General features: G+C 45.4%; 13 protein-coding genes, 4 tRNA genes and 3 rRNA genes. 16 read left to right on the forward strand and 4 right to left on the reverse strand.

The window, feature by feature from the left end; translation table 11 throughout:
* Positions 1-202 precede the first annotated feature (202 nt).
* Positions 203-2,134 carry a methyl-accepting chemotaxis protein gene (locus PK654_RS01945; RefSeq protein WP_271697405.1) on the forward strand — a complete coding sequence of 644 codons (1,932 nt, stop codon included), beginning with the start codon at positions 203-205 and terminating at the stop codon, positions 2,132-2,134.
* 85 nt (positions 2,135-2,219) lie between these two features.
* Here PK654_RS01945 and PK654_RS01950 read toward each other — a convergent pair whose 3' ends face one another.
* Entirely contained in the window at positions 2,220-2,741 is a 522-nt protein-coding gene (locus PK654_RS01950; protein ID WP_271697406.1) for a DUF2058 domain-containing protein, read from the reverse strand.
* A gap of 288 nt (positions 2,742-3,029) precedes the next feature.
* Between PK654_RS01950 and PK654_RS01955 the strand changes: the two genes are divergently transcribed.
* From PK654_RS01955 to PK654_RS02025, 15 genes are all read left to right on the forward strand, one after another.
* On the forward strand, positions 3,030-4,031 hold the full coding sequence (locus PK654_RS01955; RefSeq protein ID WP_271697407.1) for an OmpA family protein: 1,002 nt from the start codon (positions 3,030-3,032) through the stop codon (positions 4,029-4,031).
* 279 nt (positions 4,032-4,310) lie between these two features.
* Positions 4,311-4,469: a hypothetical protein gene (locus tag PK654_RS01960; protein WP_271697408.1), complete on the forward strand. Its 159-nt coding sequence runs from the start codon at positions 4,311-4,313 to the stop codon at positions 4,467-4,469.
* 147 nt (positions 4,470-4,616) lie between these two features.
* Complete coding sequence (locus PK654_RS01965) at positions 4,617-5,540, forward strand: LysR family transcriptional regulator (protein ID WP_271697409.1); 924 nt, start codon at positions 4,617-4,619, stop codon at positions 5,538-5,540.
* Positions 5,541-5,658: 118 nt separating this feature from the next.
* On the forward strand, positions 5,659-6,273 hold the full coding sequence (locus PK654_RS01970; protein WP_271697410.1) for a LysE family translocator: 615 nt from the start codon (positions 5,659-5,661) through the stop codon (positions 6,271-6,273).
* Positions 6,274-6,661: 388 nt separating this feature from the next.
* Entirely contained in the window at positions 6,662-7,936 is a 1,275-nt protein-coding gene (locus PK654_RS01975) for an NRAMP family divalent metal transporter (protein WP_271697411.1), read from the forward strand.
* Positions 7,937-8,147: 211 nt separating this feature from the next.
* Positions 8,148-9,710, forward strand: a complete 1,563-nt coding sequence (locus PK654_RS01980; RefSeq protein ID WP_271697412.1) for a methyl-accepting chemotaxis protein — start codon at positions 8,148-8,150, stop codon at positions 9,708-9,710.
* A gap of 135 nt (positions 9,711-9,845) precedes the next feature.
* Positions 9,846-11,099 carry an HD-GYP domain-containing protein gene (locus PK654_RS01985; RefSeq protein WP_271697413.1) on the forward strand — a complete coding sequence of 418 codons (1,254 nt, stop codon included), beginning with the start codon at positions 9,846-9,848 and terminating at the stop codon, positions 11,097-11,099.
* 517 nt (positions 11,100-11,616) lie between these two features.
* Positions 11,617-13,168 (forward strand): 16S ribosomal RNA (locus tag PK654_RS01990).
* A gap of 63 nt (positions 13,169-13,231) precedes the next feature.
* Positions 13,232-13,308, forward strand: a tRNA-Ile gene (locus PK654_RS01995).
* Between the two features lie 101 nt (positions 13,309-13,409).
* Positions 13,410-13,485 (forward strand) — tRNA-Ala (locus PK654_RS02000).
* A gap of 320 nt (positions 13,486-13,805) precedes the next feature.
* A 23S ribosomal RNA gene (locus PK654_RS02005) occupies positions 13,806-16,693 on the forward strand.
* 128 nt (positions 16,694-16,821) lie between these two features.
* Positions 16,822-16,937: ribosomal RNA gene (rrf, locus tag PK654_RS02010) — 5S ribosomal RNA — on the forward strand.
* Together the 16S, 23S and 5S rRNA genes with 4 tRNA genes alongside form the textbook arrangement of a ribosomal RNA operon.
* Positions 16,938-17,041: 104 nt before the next feature.
* Positions 17,042-17,118: transfer RNA gene (locus PK654_RS02015), tRNA-Asp, on the forward strand.
* Positions 17,119-17,153: 35 nt separating this feature from the next.
* Positions 17,154-17,230 (forward strand) — tRNA-Trp (locus PK654_RS02020).
* Between the two features lie 69 nt (positions 17,231-17,299).
* Entirely contained in the window at positions 17,300-17,650 is a 351-nt protein-coding gene (locus PK654_RS02025; protein ID WP_271697414.1) for a hypothetical protein, read from the forward strand.
* A gap of 161 nt (positions 17,651-17,811) precedes the next feature.
* Here the strand turns inward: PK654_RS02025 and PK654_RS02030 are convergent, their stop codons facing one another.
* The 3 genes from PK654_RS02030 to PK654_RS02040 form a co-directional block, all read right to left on the reverse strand.
* The gene (locus PK654_RS02030) at positions 17,812-18,216 is read right to left on the reverse strand and encodes a hypothetical protein (RefSeq protein ID WP_271697415.1); all 405 of its coding nucleotides are present in this window, start codon (positions 18,214-18,216) and stop codon (positions 17,812-17,814) included.
* Positions 18,213-18,623, reverse strand: coding sequence for a structural protein P5 (locus tag PK654_RS02035; protein ID WP_271697416.1), 411 nt, complete (start codon positions 18,621-18,623; stop codon positions 18,213-18,215). Before PK654_RS02035 ends, PK654_RS02030 begins: the two co-directional genes overlap by 4 nt.
* A gap of 62 nt (positions 18,624-18,685) precedes the next feature.
* The gene (locus PK654_RS02040) at positions 18,686-18,946 is read right to left on the reverse strand and encodes a hypothetical protein (protein WP_271697417.1); all 261 of its coding nucleotides are present in this window, start codon (positions 18,944-18,946) and stop codon (positions 18,686-18,688) included.

The raw sequence follows: 18,946 nt of genomic DNA on the forward strand, positions 1-18,946 counted from the left end.
CATAATCAAATTTGTTGGAGTGATTATTTGGCAAGAACTTTATGCGAATCACACCTACTTGGCTTAACTGCTCTGACTTTGCTGCAGGGTAGCGGATATTTACACAAGCTGATCTGAAAAGCTAAAAGCCATTTTAACTTATATTAATCAGAGGACTAGGTACGTGTTAATTCGCCATAAATTACTCGCAGGGAGTATCTCTTTGTTACTTGCTGCATTGCTGGTGTTGTTTATTGTTATTCAATACTTTGCCACACCTGTTATTCGTCAACAGTCTATTGAGAATGCTGAACTTCAGGCCCAGACAACGGGAGAAACCGTTGCAAAAGAGCTGGCTAAAACAGCAGTACTCACCAGAAACCTTGCTTCTTTAGTTGAAGTATTGCCATTGGAGCCTGCTCAGTTTATTAGTCAGCTAGAGCCACTTATCGCCAGCGGAACAGGCGTTGCGGGAGGAGGTATCTGGCCTGAGCCGAACAAACTTATTGCCGGTCAGGAGAAGGCTTCGCTTTTCTGGGCTAAGACCGGACCGGGTAAATTCGAGTTACTTGATGACTATAATGCTGCTTCCAGTAGCCCGTATCAGGCTGAAAGCTGGTATCAGGATGCTAAAGGTACAGCTCCCGGTCAGTGTGTCTGGTCTGCTGTTTATACGGATCCTGTTTCAAATATCCAGATGGTGACCTGCTCGGTAGAGATAGAACGAAATGGTCAGTTTTGGGGTGTGGCTACTATTGATGTTGAGTTGGCAGGTCTGGATGACTTGATTCTGGCTGAAAACGCATCTTCGAACGCGTATGGGTTTGTGGTTGATCAGGCTAACCAAATGATCTCACTGCCAATGTTACGCTCTGACAACCTCTCTATGCAGACTCTGCAGGATATCGCTAAGTCGGACAAAACTCTTGCCCCGTTTGTTGAAGCTCTGGAGCGCCGTGACGGTAAACCTGTAGAGCTGGGTGAAGGAGTGATAGCTGATGATGAATCTATTCTCGTCACCTATACCCTGGCGGAACAAGGGTGGCGTACAGGTATTATTCTGCCTGCTTCCGTTGCAATGGAGTCAGTATATACCCTGACAAAAGCTCTCTATATCTCTCTGGTAACTCTGATTGTTGTCTTTGTTGCTATCTTATTGCTGGCCGGTAATCGTTTGATTGGCCAGATAAAATCTACCACTCAACAAGTTAAAGCCTTGGTGGAAGGGAATATTGATAACAAGCTGGAAGTGAAAAGAGAGGATGAGATGGGCGCCTTGTGCGCAGCGATTAATGACTATGGTGATAATCTGGTTGAGCTGCTGCTTCAGATACAGAATGAGGCTGAAAAGGTTAAGAATAATGCTGAATCCATCAATCAGCTTAGTAGCTCAGCCACAGAGAGAGCCAATCTGCTGATGGATGAAAACCACACACTGGCCACGGCAATTAATCAGATGTCTGCGACGGCAGCCGATGTATCGCAGAATGTCGTTTCTGTCGCCAATATTACCGAACAGTCTTCTGAAATGGTGAACAGTGGCTTCGAGCTTATTGAGGGAAGTGCTGAGTCTATTAATCAGTTGTTTAATAACTTAAATGAAGCTTCTGAAGCCGTTGAAAGATTGTCTCAGGACTCTCAGGAAGTCGGCTCTGTCCTTGATGTTATTATGAATATTTCTGAGCAGACCAATTTGCTGGCACTTAACGCTGCTATCGAAGCTGCCCGTGCCGGTGAGTCCGGGCGAGGGTTTGCTGTGGTCGCCGATGAGGTGAGAACTCTGGCCAGTCGTACTCAGAAGTCAGCAGTTGAGATTGAGAGTATGATTAAGAAGCTGCAGGATGCGGCAAAAGAAGGGGTAGGTGTTATTGATGGTTGTCGTGAGCTGTCAGAAACAGTGAATCATCGCTCTGATGAGACCCGTGCCCAGTATGAAGATATTGTTAATGCATTTAACGATATTAAAGACAGGGCAACCAGCATCGCTGCGGCAACGGAAGAGCAGGCAAAAGTAACGGAAAGTGTCGATGAACTGGCCGAACGTATCCGTACTATTTCTAACCAGAATGTGGAAGATGCCGGTGTATTTAACTCGGTAAGCCATGAGTCAATGGAGCAGGCGCACCGCCTGTATGCTATTAGCCAGAAACAGTAAGCTTTTCTGAAATACGATAAAAAACAGCCCTGTACCAGAGGTATAGGGCTGTTTTTCTATATCAGCGTTCTGCTGCAACAGGCTATTACCACATCAGGTCGTCTGGAACTACGAAGTCAGCGTATGGATCATCTTCATCAAGCTGCTCTTCAGAAGAAGCTTTATTTTCAATAATAGATTCTTCATCGCGTTCAGCAATTTTCTTTGCGGCCGACGACGGGATAATTACGTAGCTCTCTTCAGATTTGGCGATTGAGAGGTTACCTTTAATGAGCTGCTGCCTGATCTCTTCGGTCACATAGAGGGACTTAACCAGAGTGCCGTCGGTAAAGTTGTACTTTATCTCGCCGTCTTTAGTGTCGATTTTATTCATCTGAATCAGCTGCTTGATTTGAGCTTTTAGCTCCTTGCTCAGCTGCTCAGCTGCTCTCTGCTTATTCAGTTCGATATCGCGTTCACGTTGCTCTGCCTTTTTTTGCTCTACAGCTTCTTTGGCTTCTCTTGCCTGAACCCGGGATTTCTTGGAACCCTTTTTCGCTTTTTTGAGTTTTTTCGCGTTAACGAGCCCTGCTTTTAGCATCTGCTCTTGTAAAGTTAGTTTTGCCATTGTTGATTAACCTAAATTCTCTAATCGATTTTTGATCAGCGTCTCACGGAATAGCCTATATGCTAACCTACAATAGTGTAAGTGGATTCTGTTTTTTAAAGTTTATTGATTTCAGGCACTATTTTTCTGTTTGTCTGCTGGCGGAGTTTGTTGCCTCAAAAGTTAGAAAAGCAGGAAATAGTGACTAACTGTTATCCCGGGAGGTGGCCTAACCTATCTAATATCAGTAGCCTATAGACAATTTTCACGGATTCATTAAAAACAATAACTCATAAAAAAGGACAAAGTATGAAAAAGTTAGCAGTGCTTGCATCCGGCCTTATAGTCGCACTACCCGCAGTGGTTTCAGCAGAGATGTATCTGGGTGGTAAGCTTGGTCAGTCATGGCTGGATGATTCCTGCTCAGTAAGCAGTTCGTGTGATGATGATGCGATCGGCGGAGGTGTTTACGCTGGTTATAACTTCACAGAGATGCTCGGAATTGAAGCTGGTTATGATGTGCTGGGTGATTTTAAGTCTAATTTTACCCATGTAGGAACAAACTATGTTGTCGATGATAACCTGAAAGCGTTTACTCTTGCTCCTAAATTAACACTGCCTGCAGGGATAGTGGATGTTTACGGTAAGCTGGGTTTGGCGTTTGTTGATTACGATAGCTATGACGATGAAGCGTTACTTGCGGCAGTAGGTGTTGAGTATGACTATACACCTGAGTGGTCTGTTCGTCTGGAGTATCAGCGTATTAATAATATTACTGATGCATTTATCCAGAGTCTTGATGTTAATTCTGTCTTTCTCGGGCTGACATATACCTTCGGAGCCAGCTCACCGGAGCCAATGCCTGTTGCTCCCGCTCCTGTTGTGAAAGAAGAGCCGAAACCAGAGCCGGTTGCAGAACCGGAACCAGCTAAACCTGCACCAGTTAAATCGACCAAGATGTTTAAAGAGTACGGTGTTGAGCTGTTTGATACTGATAGCGCCAAACTGGCTGCGAACAGTGAGCAGTATTTTGATTGGTTAGTGGGAATCATGAAAAAGTATCCTCAGGCAAATGCAGAAATCATTGGCCATACGGATTCACGGGGTTCTGCGGAGTACAACCAGTCACTGTCTGAAAGACGTGCTCAGTCAGTAGCTGATTATCTATACTCTCAGGGTATTGAGTCCTCACGAATCACAGTTAAAGGTGAGGGTGAAAACAATCCTAAGGCATCAAATGACACTCCGGAGGGCCGTATGGCTAACCGTCGTGTAGAAGTGATTATTGATGAGTTTGAATATCAGGAGTAGAGGTAACTCTGTTCTGAGCTAGCTATAAATGAGAACCTACGGGTTCTCATTTTTTATGGTGAACAAAGATAAAAATGCACTCTTAATGAGGGTCGGCGGATATTTTTTCGATTATTTTCATAATTTTGTGTTGGATATGCAACTGTTTTATTTCGCTTTTGATCTAGATTATTTTTGATCCTGCGGGTGCAAGGTTAATATTAGCAAACGCTGTAATTCTGATGGAGTAGAAGTTGCAGTGATAATGGTTCCAGTAAATATTCTACAAAGGAGGTATGAATGTTTTCTACAGGAGATAAGCCGGGAAAAGGCGCCTATATTTGTGAGAAATGCAGACTGGCTGTAGATATTGATGATGATAACAAAACACTGCCGTACTGCCCTTGCTGTGAAGCGAGACACTATCTGTCTGAAGAGTGGAATAGTGAGCAAAAATAGCAGCTTACAACATATTCTCTGAAGCCCCGCAACGGGGTTTTTTTATATCTGCCGCTGCAAACTTCTGTTTCGAAAAACAAATAACTTGTATCGGCTTAGTAAAATAGTCTACTTTCGGGGAATCCGTTCTACGACTTGTTCTCTGTTATGCTGGATAAAATCAATCTCAATTTACTGCGCTCTCTTTATATATTGTTAGATGAATGCCATGTCTCTCAGGCTGCTCATCGTATGAATATCTCTCAGTCTGCGGTGAGCCGGCAACTTGCCCAGCTAAGAGAGCTTTTTTCTGATCCTCTGCTGGTCAGGGATGGAAATCATCTTTACCCGACTCCTAAGGCCATTGAATTGAAGGAGAAGCTGAGCCGTCTGTTTGCAGAATTCGACTCCTTGCTGGAAGACGATAAATTTGAGCCACGGTACTGGAGAGGGAAACTGACTTTTGCATCCAGTGATTATGTGGCGGAGTATATTTTTCCTGAGCTTGCGGAAAACATCACTTCTTTGGCACCGGCAGGACAGTTGGAATATGTAATGTGGCAATCAGAATGGATTTCGGAGTTGGCCAACAGTAAAGTTCACCTCGCTTCCGCTATTCTACCTGAGGCGCCGGATGGATTATCCAGCCGGTTTTTAGGCCAGGACAGCCCGGTTATTGTAATGAAAGAGACTCATCCCTTAAGTAACAAAGAAGATTTGAGCTTAGAGGATGTTCTCGCTTTTGCCCATATCGTGGTTACCGGAGGCAGTGACAAAGATATCTATTTCGATAAAGCACTTTCATCCCTTGGTTTATCAAGAAATGTTGCTCTTAAGCTGCCATTTTTCTCTTCAGCCCTGAACACCCTTAGCAGAAGTGAGCACCTTTTGGTGATACCTGAGCATATTGCAAAAAGTTTGTCGCGGGATATGTCTATCGTTTACAGAGAGCTGCCTTTATCGCTTCCGGTGCAGAAGTATTGGCTGGTCTGGCATCCTAAATACGATACTGATCCTGCTCATCAGTGGTTGAGAGATAGGGTGTTTAAGGCTCTTATAAAATCGGAATACTCTATAGGTTATAACTTATAGTCATGACCCTGATAACCAAAAATGATTTCTAATTATGAATAAGGGTTGTTAGGCTCTCCTGAGCTGAAAATAGCGCTCGTTTTTCTGTAGCAACTTTATTGAACATCAAGGAGTAGTAATGACATTTACTATTTGGCTTTCTTTATTCACCATCTGCCTGCTGGGCGCTATGTCTCCCGGGCCAAGCCTCGCTATTATTGCTAAACACAGCCTTGCTGGTGGTCGTGTAAATGGTATCGCGACTGCATGGGCACATGCGTTAGGTATTGCAATCTATGCATTAATTACTATTGTTGGTCTGGCAGCACTGCTGCATCAGTCTCCGCTTTTGTTCAAAATCCTAAGCCTTACCGGTGCAGCGTATCTGGCTTATCTCGGTTTGAATGCGTTGCGTTCAAAGGGGGGGATTGCCGCTAAACTGGAATCTGGTGAGAAAATGAGTGTCTGGCAGTCCGCTCGGGAAGGATTTCTTGTTTCCCTTACCAGTCCGAAAATCATGCTGTTTTTTATCGCGCTATTTAGTCAGTTTGTTGCGGTAGGTTCTGATATTTCCAGCAGGGCAATTGTTGTCGCGACGCCATTTTTGGTTGATGGCCTCTGGTATACCTTAATCACATTTATGCTCTCTTCGTCGCTTCTTCTGGAAAGGTTAAGAAATAACGCAAGGATAATAGACAGATTATCCGGGCTGGTTCTGATTGCTCTGGCTGTCCGGGTTGTGATCACTGCCTGACAGAGAACGACAAGAATTTTATAAAGCGGTGTGCGGCAGCTTTGTCGTATGCCGCTTTTTAGTTTGAGAGGCAGCTCTGATTCTGTAACCTTATTACTCCCCGTTAGTTGCTCTCTGTAAAACCAGTTATACAAATAGTGGAATATTTTTTATGGCTTTTTTTAGACTATTTACACTATTTTCGATCTGTAATTGGAGTAATGTATTTACTTAATATGTTACTGATCTTTTAAATATTAGATGATTACTCTGTTAGCTGGTTTTGTGATGGTTGATATAGTTAGGTTTTAGAGGAAGAATAGCCGGCACAACCAGAAAATAGTGGCTTTTTTGGAATTTAGTTAAGCTATTGAAATTTTGAAAAAGCAGTGATTACAAGGATCGAATCATGCAAAATTCAGCTGCTGTAGACAGTGTCGATAACAGGCAAGGTATAAAGCAACTATTACGCTCTTTAGGACCGGGAATAATGATGGCAACAGCAGCCGTCGGCGGTTCTCACTTGGTGGCATCAACTAAAGCCGGGGCTATCTATGGCTGGCAACTCGCTGTAGTTATATTGCTGGTAAACCTGTTTAAATATCCCTTCTTCCGTGCCGGTGTGCAGTACACCATGGGAACGGGAAAAAGCCTGATTGAAGGCTATCGTGAGATGGGGCGGGGCTACCTATGGATGTTTACCGCTCTGGCTGCAATTTCAGCGGTGGTTAATACAGCTGCGTTACTGCTATTTAGTGCCAGCCTTTTTGGTTATTTTTCTCCTCTTGAGCTCTCTTTAACCGCAAATGCAGCCATTATCGCTGTAGTTTGTCTGGCAATATTGCTGGCCGGGCACTATAAAGCGCTGGATAAGTTATCTAAGACCATTATGGCAGTACTTGTTGTAGCAACAGTTGGTGCCGTAGTTATTGCCTCTTCAAATGGTGCTGTTGCGCCGGCTGATTATCAGTCTCCTTCTGCATGGAATATCGCCGCTATCGGCTTTATTGTTATTATGATGGGCTGGATGCCAGCCCCGATAGAGATCTCCTGCCTGACTTCACTTTGGCTAAAGAGCCAGAGAAAACAGCAGACAGTAACAGCAGAGTCTGCACTGTGTGATTTTAATGTCGGCTATATTGGAACCGCTATTCTGGCGGTAGTATTTCTTGCTTTGGGTGCTTTAGTGCTTCACGGCAATGGTCAGGAACTAAAAACATCGGGAATCGGATTTTCGCATCAGTTGGTAAGTATGTATGCGCTAACTATCGGTGAATGGTCCAGATACCTTATTGCTATTGTTGCTTTCTTCTGTATTTTCGGCAGTACTATTACCGTTATTGATGGCTATGCCCGCTCTCTCGCCGAAGCACAACTGCTTATTCAAGGTAAAGAACTTGAGCAGAGAAAATTCCATAATAGCTGGATGTTAGTCGTGAGCGCGGTAGCTATGGCTATTCTGATGTTCTTTACATCAGCTCTGATGACCATGCTGAACTTTGCCATGATTCTTGCATTTATGACCACCCCTGTATTCGCTCTTCTTAATTACCGCTTAATAGCAAGCTCTCAGTTGAAAGGGAAACTTGCTTTGTCAAACAGAATGAAGGCATTGTGTTGGCTGGGGCTCGCCTATCTGTTCGGGTTCTTATTTGTGTTTATTTGGTGGAAATGGTTGATGTAACCGGGGAAGATATAACAAAACAGCAGGCTGCGGCCTGCTGTTACCAATATGTAAAAAAATGCATTTTTTGAACCGATATCTCGTAATTAATGTGATTCAATTTCAATATTGAGCGATTTATCGACACTAAGTTGATAATTATCAATCTAATCAATAGCTAATCTGTGCTAAAGATCACTTTCTCCGTCAAGCCAATAAGTAGAGAGTGTCTATGTCTGGAAATAGCGCTGCCAGCGATCCGCTGAACAAAAACTATCCGAAAGAATCCAACCTTATTTCCACCACAGACCCGTCAAGCCATATTACCTATGCCAATAGCGTTTTTTGCGAGGTTGCCGGGTATGAGGAACAAGAGCTGGTTGATCAACCACATAATATCGTCAGACATAAAGATATGCCGAAAGCGGCATTTGCTCAGCTTTGGCAGTATATTCAGGCTGGCCAGAGCTGGATGGGGCTGGTAAAGAACCAGTGCAATGGTGATGAGCATTACTGGGTATCAGCATTTGTTACCCCAATTAAGAACGAAAAAGGCGAAGTAACGGAGTACCAGTCAGTACGCTCAAAACCTACCGATGAGCAGATTAACCGTGCTGCTGAACTGTATAAGAATATCAATGCCGGGAAAAAGATCAGCCAGAAGCGCCTGCCACTGTTTTCTATTAATATCGTGATGGCACTGCTTGTTCTGGCCTGTTCATTGTTAATGCTCGCCGGAGTTAGCCCAATTTATGTGGCATCCCTGACGGCTGTTATTGCCGTAGCGTTGATAGCATCAACTCTTTACCAGAAGAAGAGATTTAACACCATTAAGCAACTGGCGAACGACTCTTACCATAACCCTTTAATGGAAAAACCGTACACAGGCTATTTTGATGACTGCTCTCAGGTCGAGCTTGCCTTGATGATGAGAAAGGCAGAACTCAGGGCGGTTTCAGGCAGAACCGCAGAAACAGCAGGAAAAATTCTGGTCGATGCTGAAGATGAGTTTGCCACACTGCAGTCCATAGAACAGAGCCTGAGCCAGCAGTTCAGTGAGACAGAGCAAGTTGCCACTGCGGTAGAAGAATTAACCCACTCTATTCAGGATGTGGCCAGTAGCGCAACGGCAGCTTCAGAAGTGACAGAAGAAGCAAACAGAGAGTCTCAAAAAGGTCTGGAAAGTATCGCCACTACTATAGGTGTTATTGAGCAACTGGCAGCTGAATTAGAGAGCTCAAGGGAAGTGATCGATAATCTGGCGCAGAACAGCGAGAAGATTGAAAGCATTCTTGAAGTGATCGGTAATATTTCTGAGCAGACCAACCTGTTGGCGCTAAATGCGGCAATTGAAGCTGCCAGAGCTGGTGAAGCGGGAAGGGGGTTTGCTGTAGTAGCTGATGAAGTGAGATCTCTGGCGACCAAAACCCGCTCTTCGACGGACGAAATCCATACCATGATTGCTCAGCTACAGACGACAGCAAAAGATGCAGTTGCAATTATGAGCCGAGGTGGTGAACTATCAAATGAGTGTACCGGCAGGGCAAATGAGACCGGGGAAGTCCTTACCAATATTACCCGCCTATTAACTGTGGTAACCGATAATAGCCATCAGATAGCGGTGGCAGTGGATCAACAGGCCGGAGTAACCCAAGAGGTTAACCGTAATGTAGTCAATATTAAGTCGTTGGCAGATGAAACTCTGGAGGTGTCTAAATCCTCTGTTTCCCGCACCAGCCTGTTGGTCAATAATCTGGAAGCGTTACAAAGGCTAATTAAGCAGTTCCAGTCGTAGATTTCTTTTCTTATATAGTTGCAATTGAGCTGCTTTTTAATAAAAGAGCAGATCAGTTGTCCTTTTCTGTGATGATTTTATTGGTTCTGTTATATAGAATTATGTTCAGTAGAGTAGCAAGGATAAGTTCAGATAGTGGCAAGCATCAAGATTACCGTTGATAGAATTAAGCCGGGCTTATATGTGCGACTGCCGGTAAAATGGAATGAACATCCATTCCTGTTCAACAGTTTTAAGCTAAAGAACCAAGATCAGATCAATATGATAAAGCATCTTGGTATTAAGCATGTCTATATCGATCCAAGTCAAAGTGATTCAGCCCCTCTTCCCGCAGTCGAAAGCCAACCTGAGAGCACAGAGGTAAACGAGCAAATAGATCTTGAAGCGAAAAAGATGTGGGAAGAGAAGCAGTCTCGTATCGATAAGCTCAACTCATACCGGCGCAGAGTGATTAATTGTGAAAAGGAATTTGAGCGCTCTCTGTCTCAGCTCCGCTCTGTAATGTCTAAGATACGTAACCGTCCGGAGTCTGCGGTCGATGAAGCGACCTTGATGGTTGATGATATAGTCGAAAAGCTACTTTCTGATGACAACGTGACTTTGCACCTGATGAATGGAAAAAGCGAGTTTGAAGATATCTACTTCCATTCATTGAATGTTTCCATTCTGGCGATGATGATTGCTAAGAGTAAAGGGCTTAGCCCTCAGGCAATAAAAGAGATCGCTTTCGGTGCCTTATTCCATGATATCGGAAAAATCAAAATTCCGACGGCAATTTTAAGAAAGCAGACCCCGCTGACTGAACCAGAGAAGAATTATCTTAACCTCCACCCTAAGTATGGCTTAGATATGGCTCAGGCAATAAATGGCTTTCCGGAGAGTGCTAAGAATATTATCTATCAGCATCATGAACTACTGGATGGTTCTGGTCACCCGGATGGACTGAAAGGGGAGGCTATAGATGAGATGGCACAAATCGTCGCTCTAGCAAACGCCTATGACAACTTGTGCCATAGCAACATAGTCAGCGAACAGAAGATTCCTTATAAAGCGCTGTCATTCTTATATAAGAATCAGAAGCATCTTTATAATCAGGATAACCTTAATATCCTGATCAAGTTTATGGGGGTTTACCCTCCGGGCACCGTTGTACAGCTATCAAATAGCATGATCGGCATGGTTATCTCTGTTAACGGCAGCAACATCCTGTTCCCGAATGTACTGCTATATGATGTGAATGTGCCACGTACTCAGGCTCCGATTGTTGACTTGGCTGATAAAGATATCCGTATTGTTTCTGCTATTTTGCCTAGTAAACTTCCCGATCAGGTACGTGAATATCTGAATCCGCGTTCACGAATCTCTTATTTCTTTGACAGCGACGAGTAAAAACGTACTTATCCACAGGGCGAAGTGGATAAGTTGTGCTTGTTCAGTGTGAAAGTCTGTATATCAATTTAAATAGAAAAAAACTCAGTTTTTTTTAAAAAAGAGGTTGCCAAGGGAAAATCTCTCCCTATAATGCGCCTCCGTTGTCACGGCAAACTTCACTGAGAAGCGCTACTGATAACAAGGCTGAAAGGCAATAACCGGGTCGGTTTTATCCACTTAAATTAAAGTGAAATAAAATTGCAAAAAGTGTTTGACACAGAAGGTTATCTCGCTAAAATGGCCGTCCGCTTTGAGAGACCAAATGGCCGCTTAAAGCAAAGCTCTTTAACAATTTAAACCTATCAATCTGTGTGGGCACTCGTTGATGATAATCAAATAGTTTCTTCGGAAACATTCGGTATCAATGAACTGAGTGACCAATTCAAGACTTCTTTTGGAAACATTAGGGGACTTGGCACAGTCAATTCAAACATTACTTATGTAATGTTCAGTATTCATTGAGCCACAAAAACTTAAATTGAAGAGTTTGATCATGGCTCAGATTGAACGCTGGCGGCAGGCCTAACACATGCAAGTCGAGCGGAAACGGCAACATTGACTCTTCGGATGATTTGTTGGACGTCGAGCGGCGGACGGGTGAGTAATGCTTAGGAATTTGCCCAGTCGAGGGGGATAACTATTGGAAACGATAGCTAATACCGCATACGCCCTACGGGGGAAAAGAGGGGACCTTCGGGCCTTCTGCGATTGGATAAGCCTAAGTGAGATTAGCTAGTTGGTGAGGTAATGGCTCACCAAGGCGACGATCTCTAGCTGGTCTGAGAGGATGATCAGCCACACTGGAACTGAGACACGGTCCAGACTCCTACGGGAGGCAGCAGTGGGGAATATTGCACAATGGGCGCAAGCCTGATGCAGCCATGCCGCGTGTGTGAAGAAGGCCTTCGGGTTGTAAAGCACTTTCAGCAGTGAGGAAGGTGGTAGTGTTAATAGCACTATCATTTGACGTTAGCTGCAGAAGAAGCACCGGCTAACTCCGTGCCAGCAGCCGCGGTAATACGGAGGGTGCGAGCGTTAATCGGAATTACTGGGCGTAAAGCGCATGCAGGTGGTTTGTTAAGTCAGATGTGAAAGCCCTGGGCTCAACCCGGGAAGGTCATTTGAAACTGGCAAGCTAGAGTACTGTAGAGGGGGGTAGAATTTCAGGTGTAGCGGTGAAATGCGTAGAGATCTGAAGGAATACCGGTGGCGAAGGCGGCCCCCTGGACAGATACTGACACTCAGATGCGAAAGCGTGGGGAGCAAACAGGATTAGATACCCTGGTAGTCCACGCCGTAAACGATGTCTACTTGGAGGTTGTTCCCTTGAGGAGTGGCTTTCGGAGCTAACGCGTTAAGTAGACCGCCTGGGGAGTACGGTCGCAAGATTAAAACTCAAATGAATTGACGGGGGCCCGCACAAGCGGTGGAGCATGTGGTTTAATTCGATGCAACGCGAAGAACCTTACCTACTCTTGACATCCAGAGAATTTTCCAGAGATGGATTAGTGCCTTCGGGAACTCTGAGACAGGTGCTGCATGGCTGTCGTCAGCTCGTGTTGTGAAATGTTGGGTTAAGTCCCGCAACGAGCGCAACCCTTATCCTTGATTGCCAGCACTTCGGGTGGGAACTTCAGGGAGACTGCCGGTGATAAACCGGAGGAAGGTGGGGACGACGTCAAGTCATCATGGCCCTTACGAGTAGGGCTACACACGTGCTACAATGGCGTATACAGAGGGCGGCGAACTCGCGAGAGTAAGCGAATCCCAAAAAGTGCGTCGTAGTCCGGATTGGAGTCTGCAACTCGACTCCATGAAGTCGGAATCGCTAGTAATCGTGGATCAGAATGCCACGGTGAATACGTTCCCGGGCCTTGTACACACCGCCCGTCACACCATGGGAGTGGGCTGCAAAAGAAGTAGGTAGTTTAACCTTCGGGGGGACGCTTACCACTTTGTGGTTCATGACTGGGGTGAAGTCGTAACAAGGTAGCCCTAGGGGAACCTGGGGCTGGATCACCTCCTTAACGATAGATTGTGCATTGATGAGTGTTCACACAGATTGATTAGGTTTAGAAAAGTAAAGATATGGGTCTGTAGCTCAGGTGGTTAGAGCGTTCGCCTGATAAGCGAGAGGTCGGTGGTTCAAGTCCACTCAGACCCACCAAATCTTCTGATAACGGCGTTAGATTGCTCGTCGTGTACTTAAGTACACGTCCTTACAATCTGCCTTGTTCTCAAACGATTTAAAAGTTACACCATACTGATGGGGCTATAGCTCAGCTGGGAGAGCGCCTGCCTTGCACGCAGGAGGTCAGCAGTTCGATCCTGCTTAGCTCCACCATCTTTAAGTGTTTTCTCTTTGAGAATATTTAAAAATGGTTTCGATACTTCTTTGTAAGTAAAGAATCTTTGCTCTTTAACAATTTGGAAAGCTGACAGATAACAATTTGATTGATTGTTATCTAATTAAAAGTTCTCAAATCCTAAGTCTTTTTTAGATTTAGGTACCAACACACATTCAAGTGTTCTTGGAAGCAACATTACTGAGTAATGATGCTTATATTTGAGTCCGGCAAAATCGAAATGTCTCTCGCTCATTCAAATAATGAGAGACACAAACCTTGGTTGTTTGCCATACATAGAAACCTCTTGGGGTTGTATGGTTAAGTGACTAAGCGTACACGGTGGATGCCTTGGCAGTCAGAGGCGATGAAGGACGTATTAACTTGCGATAAGCGTAGATTAGGCAGTAAAAGCCACTTGAGTCTACGATTTCCGAATGGGGAAACCCAACTGCATAAGCAGTTACTGTTAACTGAATACATAGGTTAACAGGGCAAACCCGGGGAACTGAAACATCTAAGTACCCGGAGGAGTAGAAATCAACCGAGATTCCGAAAGTAGCGGCGAGCGAAATTGGATTAGCCCTTAAGCTTTTAATGATGCAGGTGAATGGTCTGGAAAGTCCAGCGATACAGGGTGATAGCCCCGTAACCGACACGTCATTATTAGTGAAATCGAGTAAGGCGGGACACGTGATATCCTGTCTGAATATGGGGGGACCATCCTCCAAGGCTAAATACTACTGACTGACCGATAGTGAACCAGTACCGTGAGGGAAAGGCGAAAAGAACCCCTGTGAGGGGAGTGAAATAGAACCTGAAACCGTGTACGTACAAGCAGTAGGAGCACCTTCGTGGTGTGACTGCGTACCTTTTGTATAATGGGTCAGCGACTTATATTTAGTAGCAAGGTTAACCGATTAGGGGAGCCGTAGGGAAACCGAGTCTTAACTGGGCGTCGAGTTGCTAGGTATAGACCCGAAACCAGGTGATCTAGCCATGGGCAGGTTGAAGGTTGAGTAACATCAACTGGAGGACCGAACCGACTAATGTTGAAAAATTAGCGGATGACTTGTGGCTAGGGGTGAAAGGCCAATCAAACCTGGAGATAGCTGGTTCTCCCCGAAAGCTATTTAGGTAGCGCCTCGGACGAATACTACTGGGGGTAGAGCACTGTTAAGGCTAGGGGGTCATCCCGACTTACCAACCCTTTGCAAACTCCGAATACCAGTAAGTACTATCCGGGAGACACACGGCGGGTGCTAACGTCCGTCGTGGAGAGGGAAACAACCCAGACCGCCAGCTAAGGTCCCAAAGTATAGCTAAGTGGGAAACGATGTGGGAAGGCTCAGACAGCCAGGATGTTGGCTTAGAAGCAGCCATCATTTAAAGAAAGCGTAATAGCTCACTGGTCGAGTCGGCCTGCGCGGAAGATGTAACGGGGCTAAGCTATACACCGAAGCTGCGGCAATATCTTTTAGATATTGGGTAGGGGAGCGTTCTGTAAGCCGTTGAAGGTGAACTGTAAGGTTTGCTGGAGGTATCAGAAGTGCGAATGCTGACATGAGTAACGATAAAGGGGGTGAAAAACCCCCTCGCCGGAAGACCAAGGGTTCCTGTCCAACGTTAATCGGGGCAGGGTAAGTCGACCCCTAAGGCGAGGCCGAAAGGCGTAGTCGATGGGAAACGGGTTAATATTCCCGTACTTCTTACAATTGCGATGGGGGGACGGAGAAGGCTAGGTGGCCTGGCGACGGTTGTCCAGGTTCAAGTGCGTAGGCTGATTTCTTAGGTAAATCCGGGAAATCTTAAGGCCGAGACACGATGTCGAGCGCCCAAGGGCGTGAAGTCATTGATGCCATGCTTCCAGGAAAAGCCTCTAAGCTTCAGATTGTAAGGAATCGTACCCCAAACCGACACAGGTGGTCGGGTAGAGAATACCAAGGCGCTTGAGAGAACTCGGGTGAAGGAACTAGGCAAAATGGTACCGTAACTTCGGGAGAAGGTACGCTTCTGACGGTGAAGTCCCTTGCGGATGGAGCTATCGGAAGTCGCAGATACCAGGTGGCTGCAACTGTTTATTAAAAACACAGCACTGTGCAAAATCGTAAGATGACGTATACGGTGTGACGCCTGCCCGGTGCCGGAAGGTTAATTGATGGGGTTAGACTTAGGTCGAAGCTCTTGATCGAAGCCCCGGTAAACGGCGGCCGTAACTATAACGGTCCTAAGGTAGCGAAATTCCTTGTCGGGTAAGTTCCGACCTGCACGAATGGCGTAATGATGGCCACGCTGTCTCCACCCGAGACTCAGTGAAATTGAAATCGCTGTGAAGATGCAGTGTACCCGCGGCTAGACGGAAAGACCCCGTGAACCTTTACTACAGCTTGGCACTGAACATTGAGCCTACATGTGTAGGATAGGTGGGAGGCTTTGAAACTGTGTCGCCAGATACAGTGGAGCCATCCTTGAAATACCACCCTTGTATGTTTGATGTTCTAACTTAGCCCCGTTATCCGGGGTGAGGACAGTGCCTGGTGGGTAGTTTGACTGGGGCGGTCTCCTCCCAAAGAGTAACGGAGGAGCACGAAGGTGGGCTAAACACGGTTGGACATCGTGTGGTTAGTGCAATGGCATAAGCCCGCTTGACTGCGAGAATGACAATTCGAGCAGGTGCGAAAGCAGGTCATAGTGATCCGGTGGTTCTGAATGGAAGGGCCATCGCTCAACGGATAAAAGGTACTCCGGGGATAACAGGCTGATACCGCCCAAGAGTTCATATCGACGGCGGTGTTTGGCACCTCGATGTCGGCTCATCACATCCTGGGGCTGAAGTCGGTCCCAAGGGTATGGCTGTTCGCCATTTAAAGTGGTACGCGAGCTGGGTTTAGAACGTCGTGAGACAGTTCGGTCCCTATCTGCCGTGGGCGTTGGAGAATTGAAAGGGGCTGCTCCTAGTACGAGAGGACCGGAGTGGACGAACCTCTGGTGTTCGGGTTGTGTCGCCAGACGCATTGCCCGGTAGCTAAGTTCGGAATCGATAACCGCTGAAAGCATCTAAGCGGGAAGCGAGCCTTGAGATGAGTTCTCCCTGATACTTTAAGTATCCTAAAGGGTTGTCGTAGACTACGACGTTGATAGGCAGGGTGTGTAAGCGTTGTGAGGCGTTGAGCTAACCTGTACTAATTGCCCGTGAGGCTTAACCATACAACACCCAAGGGGTTTTGTTTTGGACTCAAATAGAACATTGAATGTGTAAATAAGACTTTTAAACAGCTTTCCGATTTGTTGGTTTTCACTTTTTTAGAAAAAGTGAAATCAAAAACAGAATTTTGCTTGGCGACCATAGCGTTGTGGACCCACCTGATTCCATGCCGAACTCAGAAGTGAAACGCAATAGCGCCGATGGTAGTGTGGGGCTTCCCCATGTGAGAGTAGGACATCGCCAGGCTTTAATTACGTTTTCAGATTTTTCCCTTTTTTATAAAGGAAAGTCTGAAGGCAAAACTAAATAAAGCAGTTAGTAAGACTTTGTTTGGTGACAATTTAAAGTGTGGAGCGGTAGTTCAGTTGGTTAGAATACCGGCCTGTCACGCCGGGGGTCGCGGGTTCGAGTCCCGTCCGCTCCGCCACTTATTTGAGAGTCGTCTCATAAAACACGAACTGCAGGGGTGTAGCTCCAATTGGCAGAGCAGCGGATTCCAAATCCGCGTGTTGGGAGTTCGAATCTCTCCACCCCTGCCATTATTTATTGCATAACTATGCAAAACGAAAACCCGCTCTTTGAGCGGGTTTTTTGCTATTGGAGGAAAAGTGGCAAGACCTTTCTTTAAAGATGTTTACGATAGCGGCCTTTGTGAAATATGGTTTAAGTTAATAACCAACTCGGCAATAACTTCAGCTAGTGTAGTGTTTGCCAACAAGATAGGAGGTCAGCTAGGGTGGGGGTTGTTTGTTATTTGCTATTTGTTTTTGGCAACTCAAATGGCTCATGGCACTAGAGCACCATATGAATACTTGAAAGCTATCTATGTAACACCAAACTCCAACTCTTTATTGAGCCAGCTATTTTATGCTGGAATTTTGTTTATTCGCTTGCATGTAATGCTTATTCCTATTTGGATTGTTTGGATGTCACTTGCGAATGGAAATAGTGTTTTCTAACCAATAAAGTTCACTAGTTTTAGTGAACTTTATCATCGGAATTCAAAAGACTTTTGTTTCTAATCTTATTAAACGGTTGTTGTGCTGTACAAACATACCAACAATAAACAGGGTGGTAGGGGATAGCCCCATTGAATTTAGATACTGAAGCAATTCAACCATCAGAAACCCCGCTTAATCAGCAATCTGTACACCAGAGATTTAAAGCCTAACGTGTAAATTATCGACGCCCCTACTGCATACTGAAACCACACAGGCATTGCAGCTAAATTTTTCATCCCTTGCATTGCGTAAGCTTGCAGGGAAGGAAAAAAGCACGACCATACAACCAGCCATATTGAACAAATAACAAAATCATCCAGCCATCCGATTTGCTTGAGCGTGATGGCATCCAGAGAAGCCAGATTGCCCTCAGTCTTGCTGATATTACCTTCACGCTGCTGATTGCTTTCGCGCTTCGCTTGCAGCTCTTCACGCTTGGTAATGGCTTTCTCTTTTCGCTCTTCGGCTTTCATACCAATGAACGTTTTAACCAGAGAGATACCCGCAACAATTCCGCTTATCATACTGGTACTCCTGCGAGCTGACAGCCCTCTTCGATGGTGTCCATATCCAGATAAGAGCCACATTCCATCTTAACCATGAAGTAAATGATATCTGGGATATCATCCACTGATACTAAATCATGAATATGAACGCCTACCCCTTTTGCAACAAACTCAGCATAGCCGTGACTGTCATTTTCATGAGCCGGAGCCCATCGGTTAATGATGCCGTGAACCGTGCGTAAGCCATACTTACCCATGTAGGTCTGAAGCAGCTTAGCACCGGCGCGAACGCCGTATTTCATTTCAGAAAACTGAGCAAAGCGGCCTTGTGGTTCAACCCCTGTCTGGCCGTCCCACTTATTGTGCTTGTTATACTCAATATTCAATGGGTTCTTATTGCGGAACCCGCGAGATGTTTTACTCATAAATACCCCAAAAACTAAAAACAAACTGACGATGATTAATAAATACTTTGTGTTCATTCGGACTACTCCGATTGCTCTACTGGCTCAGGCTCAACATAGGGTGAAACCTCACCGTAAACGCCGTTATTCAGGTCATTGAACAGCTCACGCCCCATTGCTTCACAGTCGAACTTATCCGCCGTGTATGGCAGGGATTCAAACTGGAACTCAGCAAAGGCGATTTCACAGTCAATTGTGGTTTGGTCTGCTGATGAATAACGAATGTCGGTGACACCTAAAACGGTGCGCTTTTCGTTGCGATTTAAGTAATATTCTTTTTTCAT

This window comes from Vibrio sp. SCSIO 43137, from assembly GCF_028201475.1.
Lineage (GTDB): Bacteria > Pseudomonadota > Gammaproteobacteria > Enterobacterales > Vibrionaceae > Vibrio.

Excerpts from the sequence above, each read along its gene's own strand:
- PK654_RS01950 (WP_271697406.1), bottom strand. The coding sequence starts at position 2,741 with ATGGCAAAACTAACTTTACAAGAGCAGATGCTAAAAGCAGGGCTCGTT.
- PK654_RS01955 (WP_271697407.1), top strand. The coding sequence starts at position 3,030 with ATGAAAAAGTTAGCAGTGCTTGCATCCGGCCTTATAGTCGCACTACCC.
- PK654_RS01960 (WP_271697408.1), top strand. The coding sequence starts at position 4,311 with ATGTTTTCTACAGGAGATAAGCCGGGAAAAGGCGCCTATATTTGTGAG.
- PK654_RS01965 (WP_271697409.1), top strand. The coding sequence starts at position 4,617 with ATGCTGGATAAAATCAATCTCAATTTACTGCGCTCTCTTTATATATTG.
- PK654_RS01970 (WP_271697410.1), top strand. The coding sequence starts at position 5,659 with ATGACATTTACTATTTGGCTTTCTTTATTCACCATCTGCCTGCTGGGC.
- PK654_RS01975 (WP_271697411.1), top strand. The coding sequence starts at position 6,662 with ATGCAAAATTCAGCTGCTGTAGACAGTGTCGATAACAGGCAAGGTATA.
- PK654_RS01980 (WP_271697412.1), top strand. The coding sequence starts at position 8,148 with ATGTCTGGAAATAGCGCTGCCAGCGATCCGCTGAACAAAAACTATCCG.
- PK654_RS02030 (WP_271697415.1), bottom strand. The coding sequence starts at position 18,216 with ATGATAAGCGGAATTGTTGCGGGTATCTCTCTGGTTAAAACGTTCATT.
- PK654_RS02035 (WP_271697416.1), bottom strand. The coding sequence starts at position 18,623 with ATGAGTAAAACATCTCGCGGGTTCCGCAATAAGAACCCATTGAATATT.
- PK654_RS02040 (WP_271697417.1), bottom strand. The coding sequence starts at position 18,946 with ATGAAAAAAGAATATTACTTAAATCGCAACGAAAAGCGCACCGTTTTA.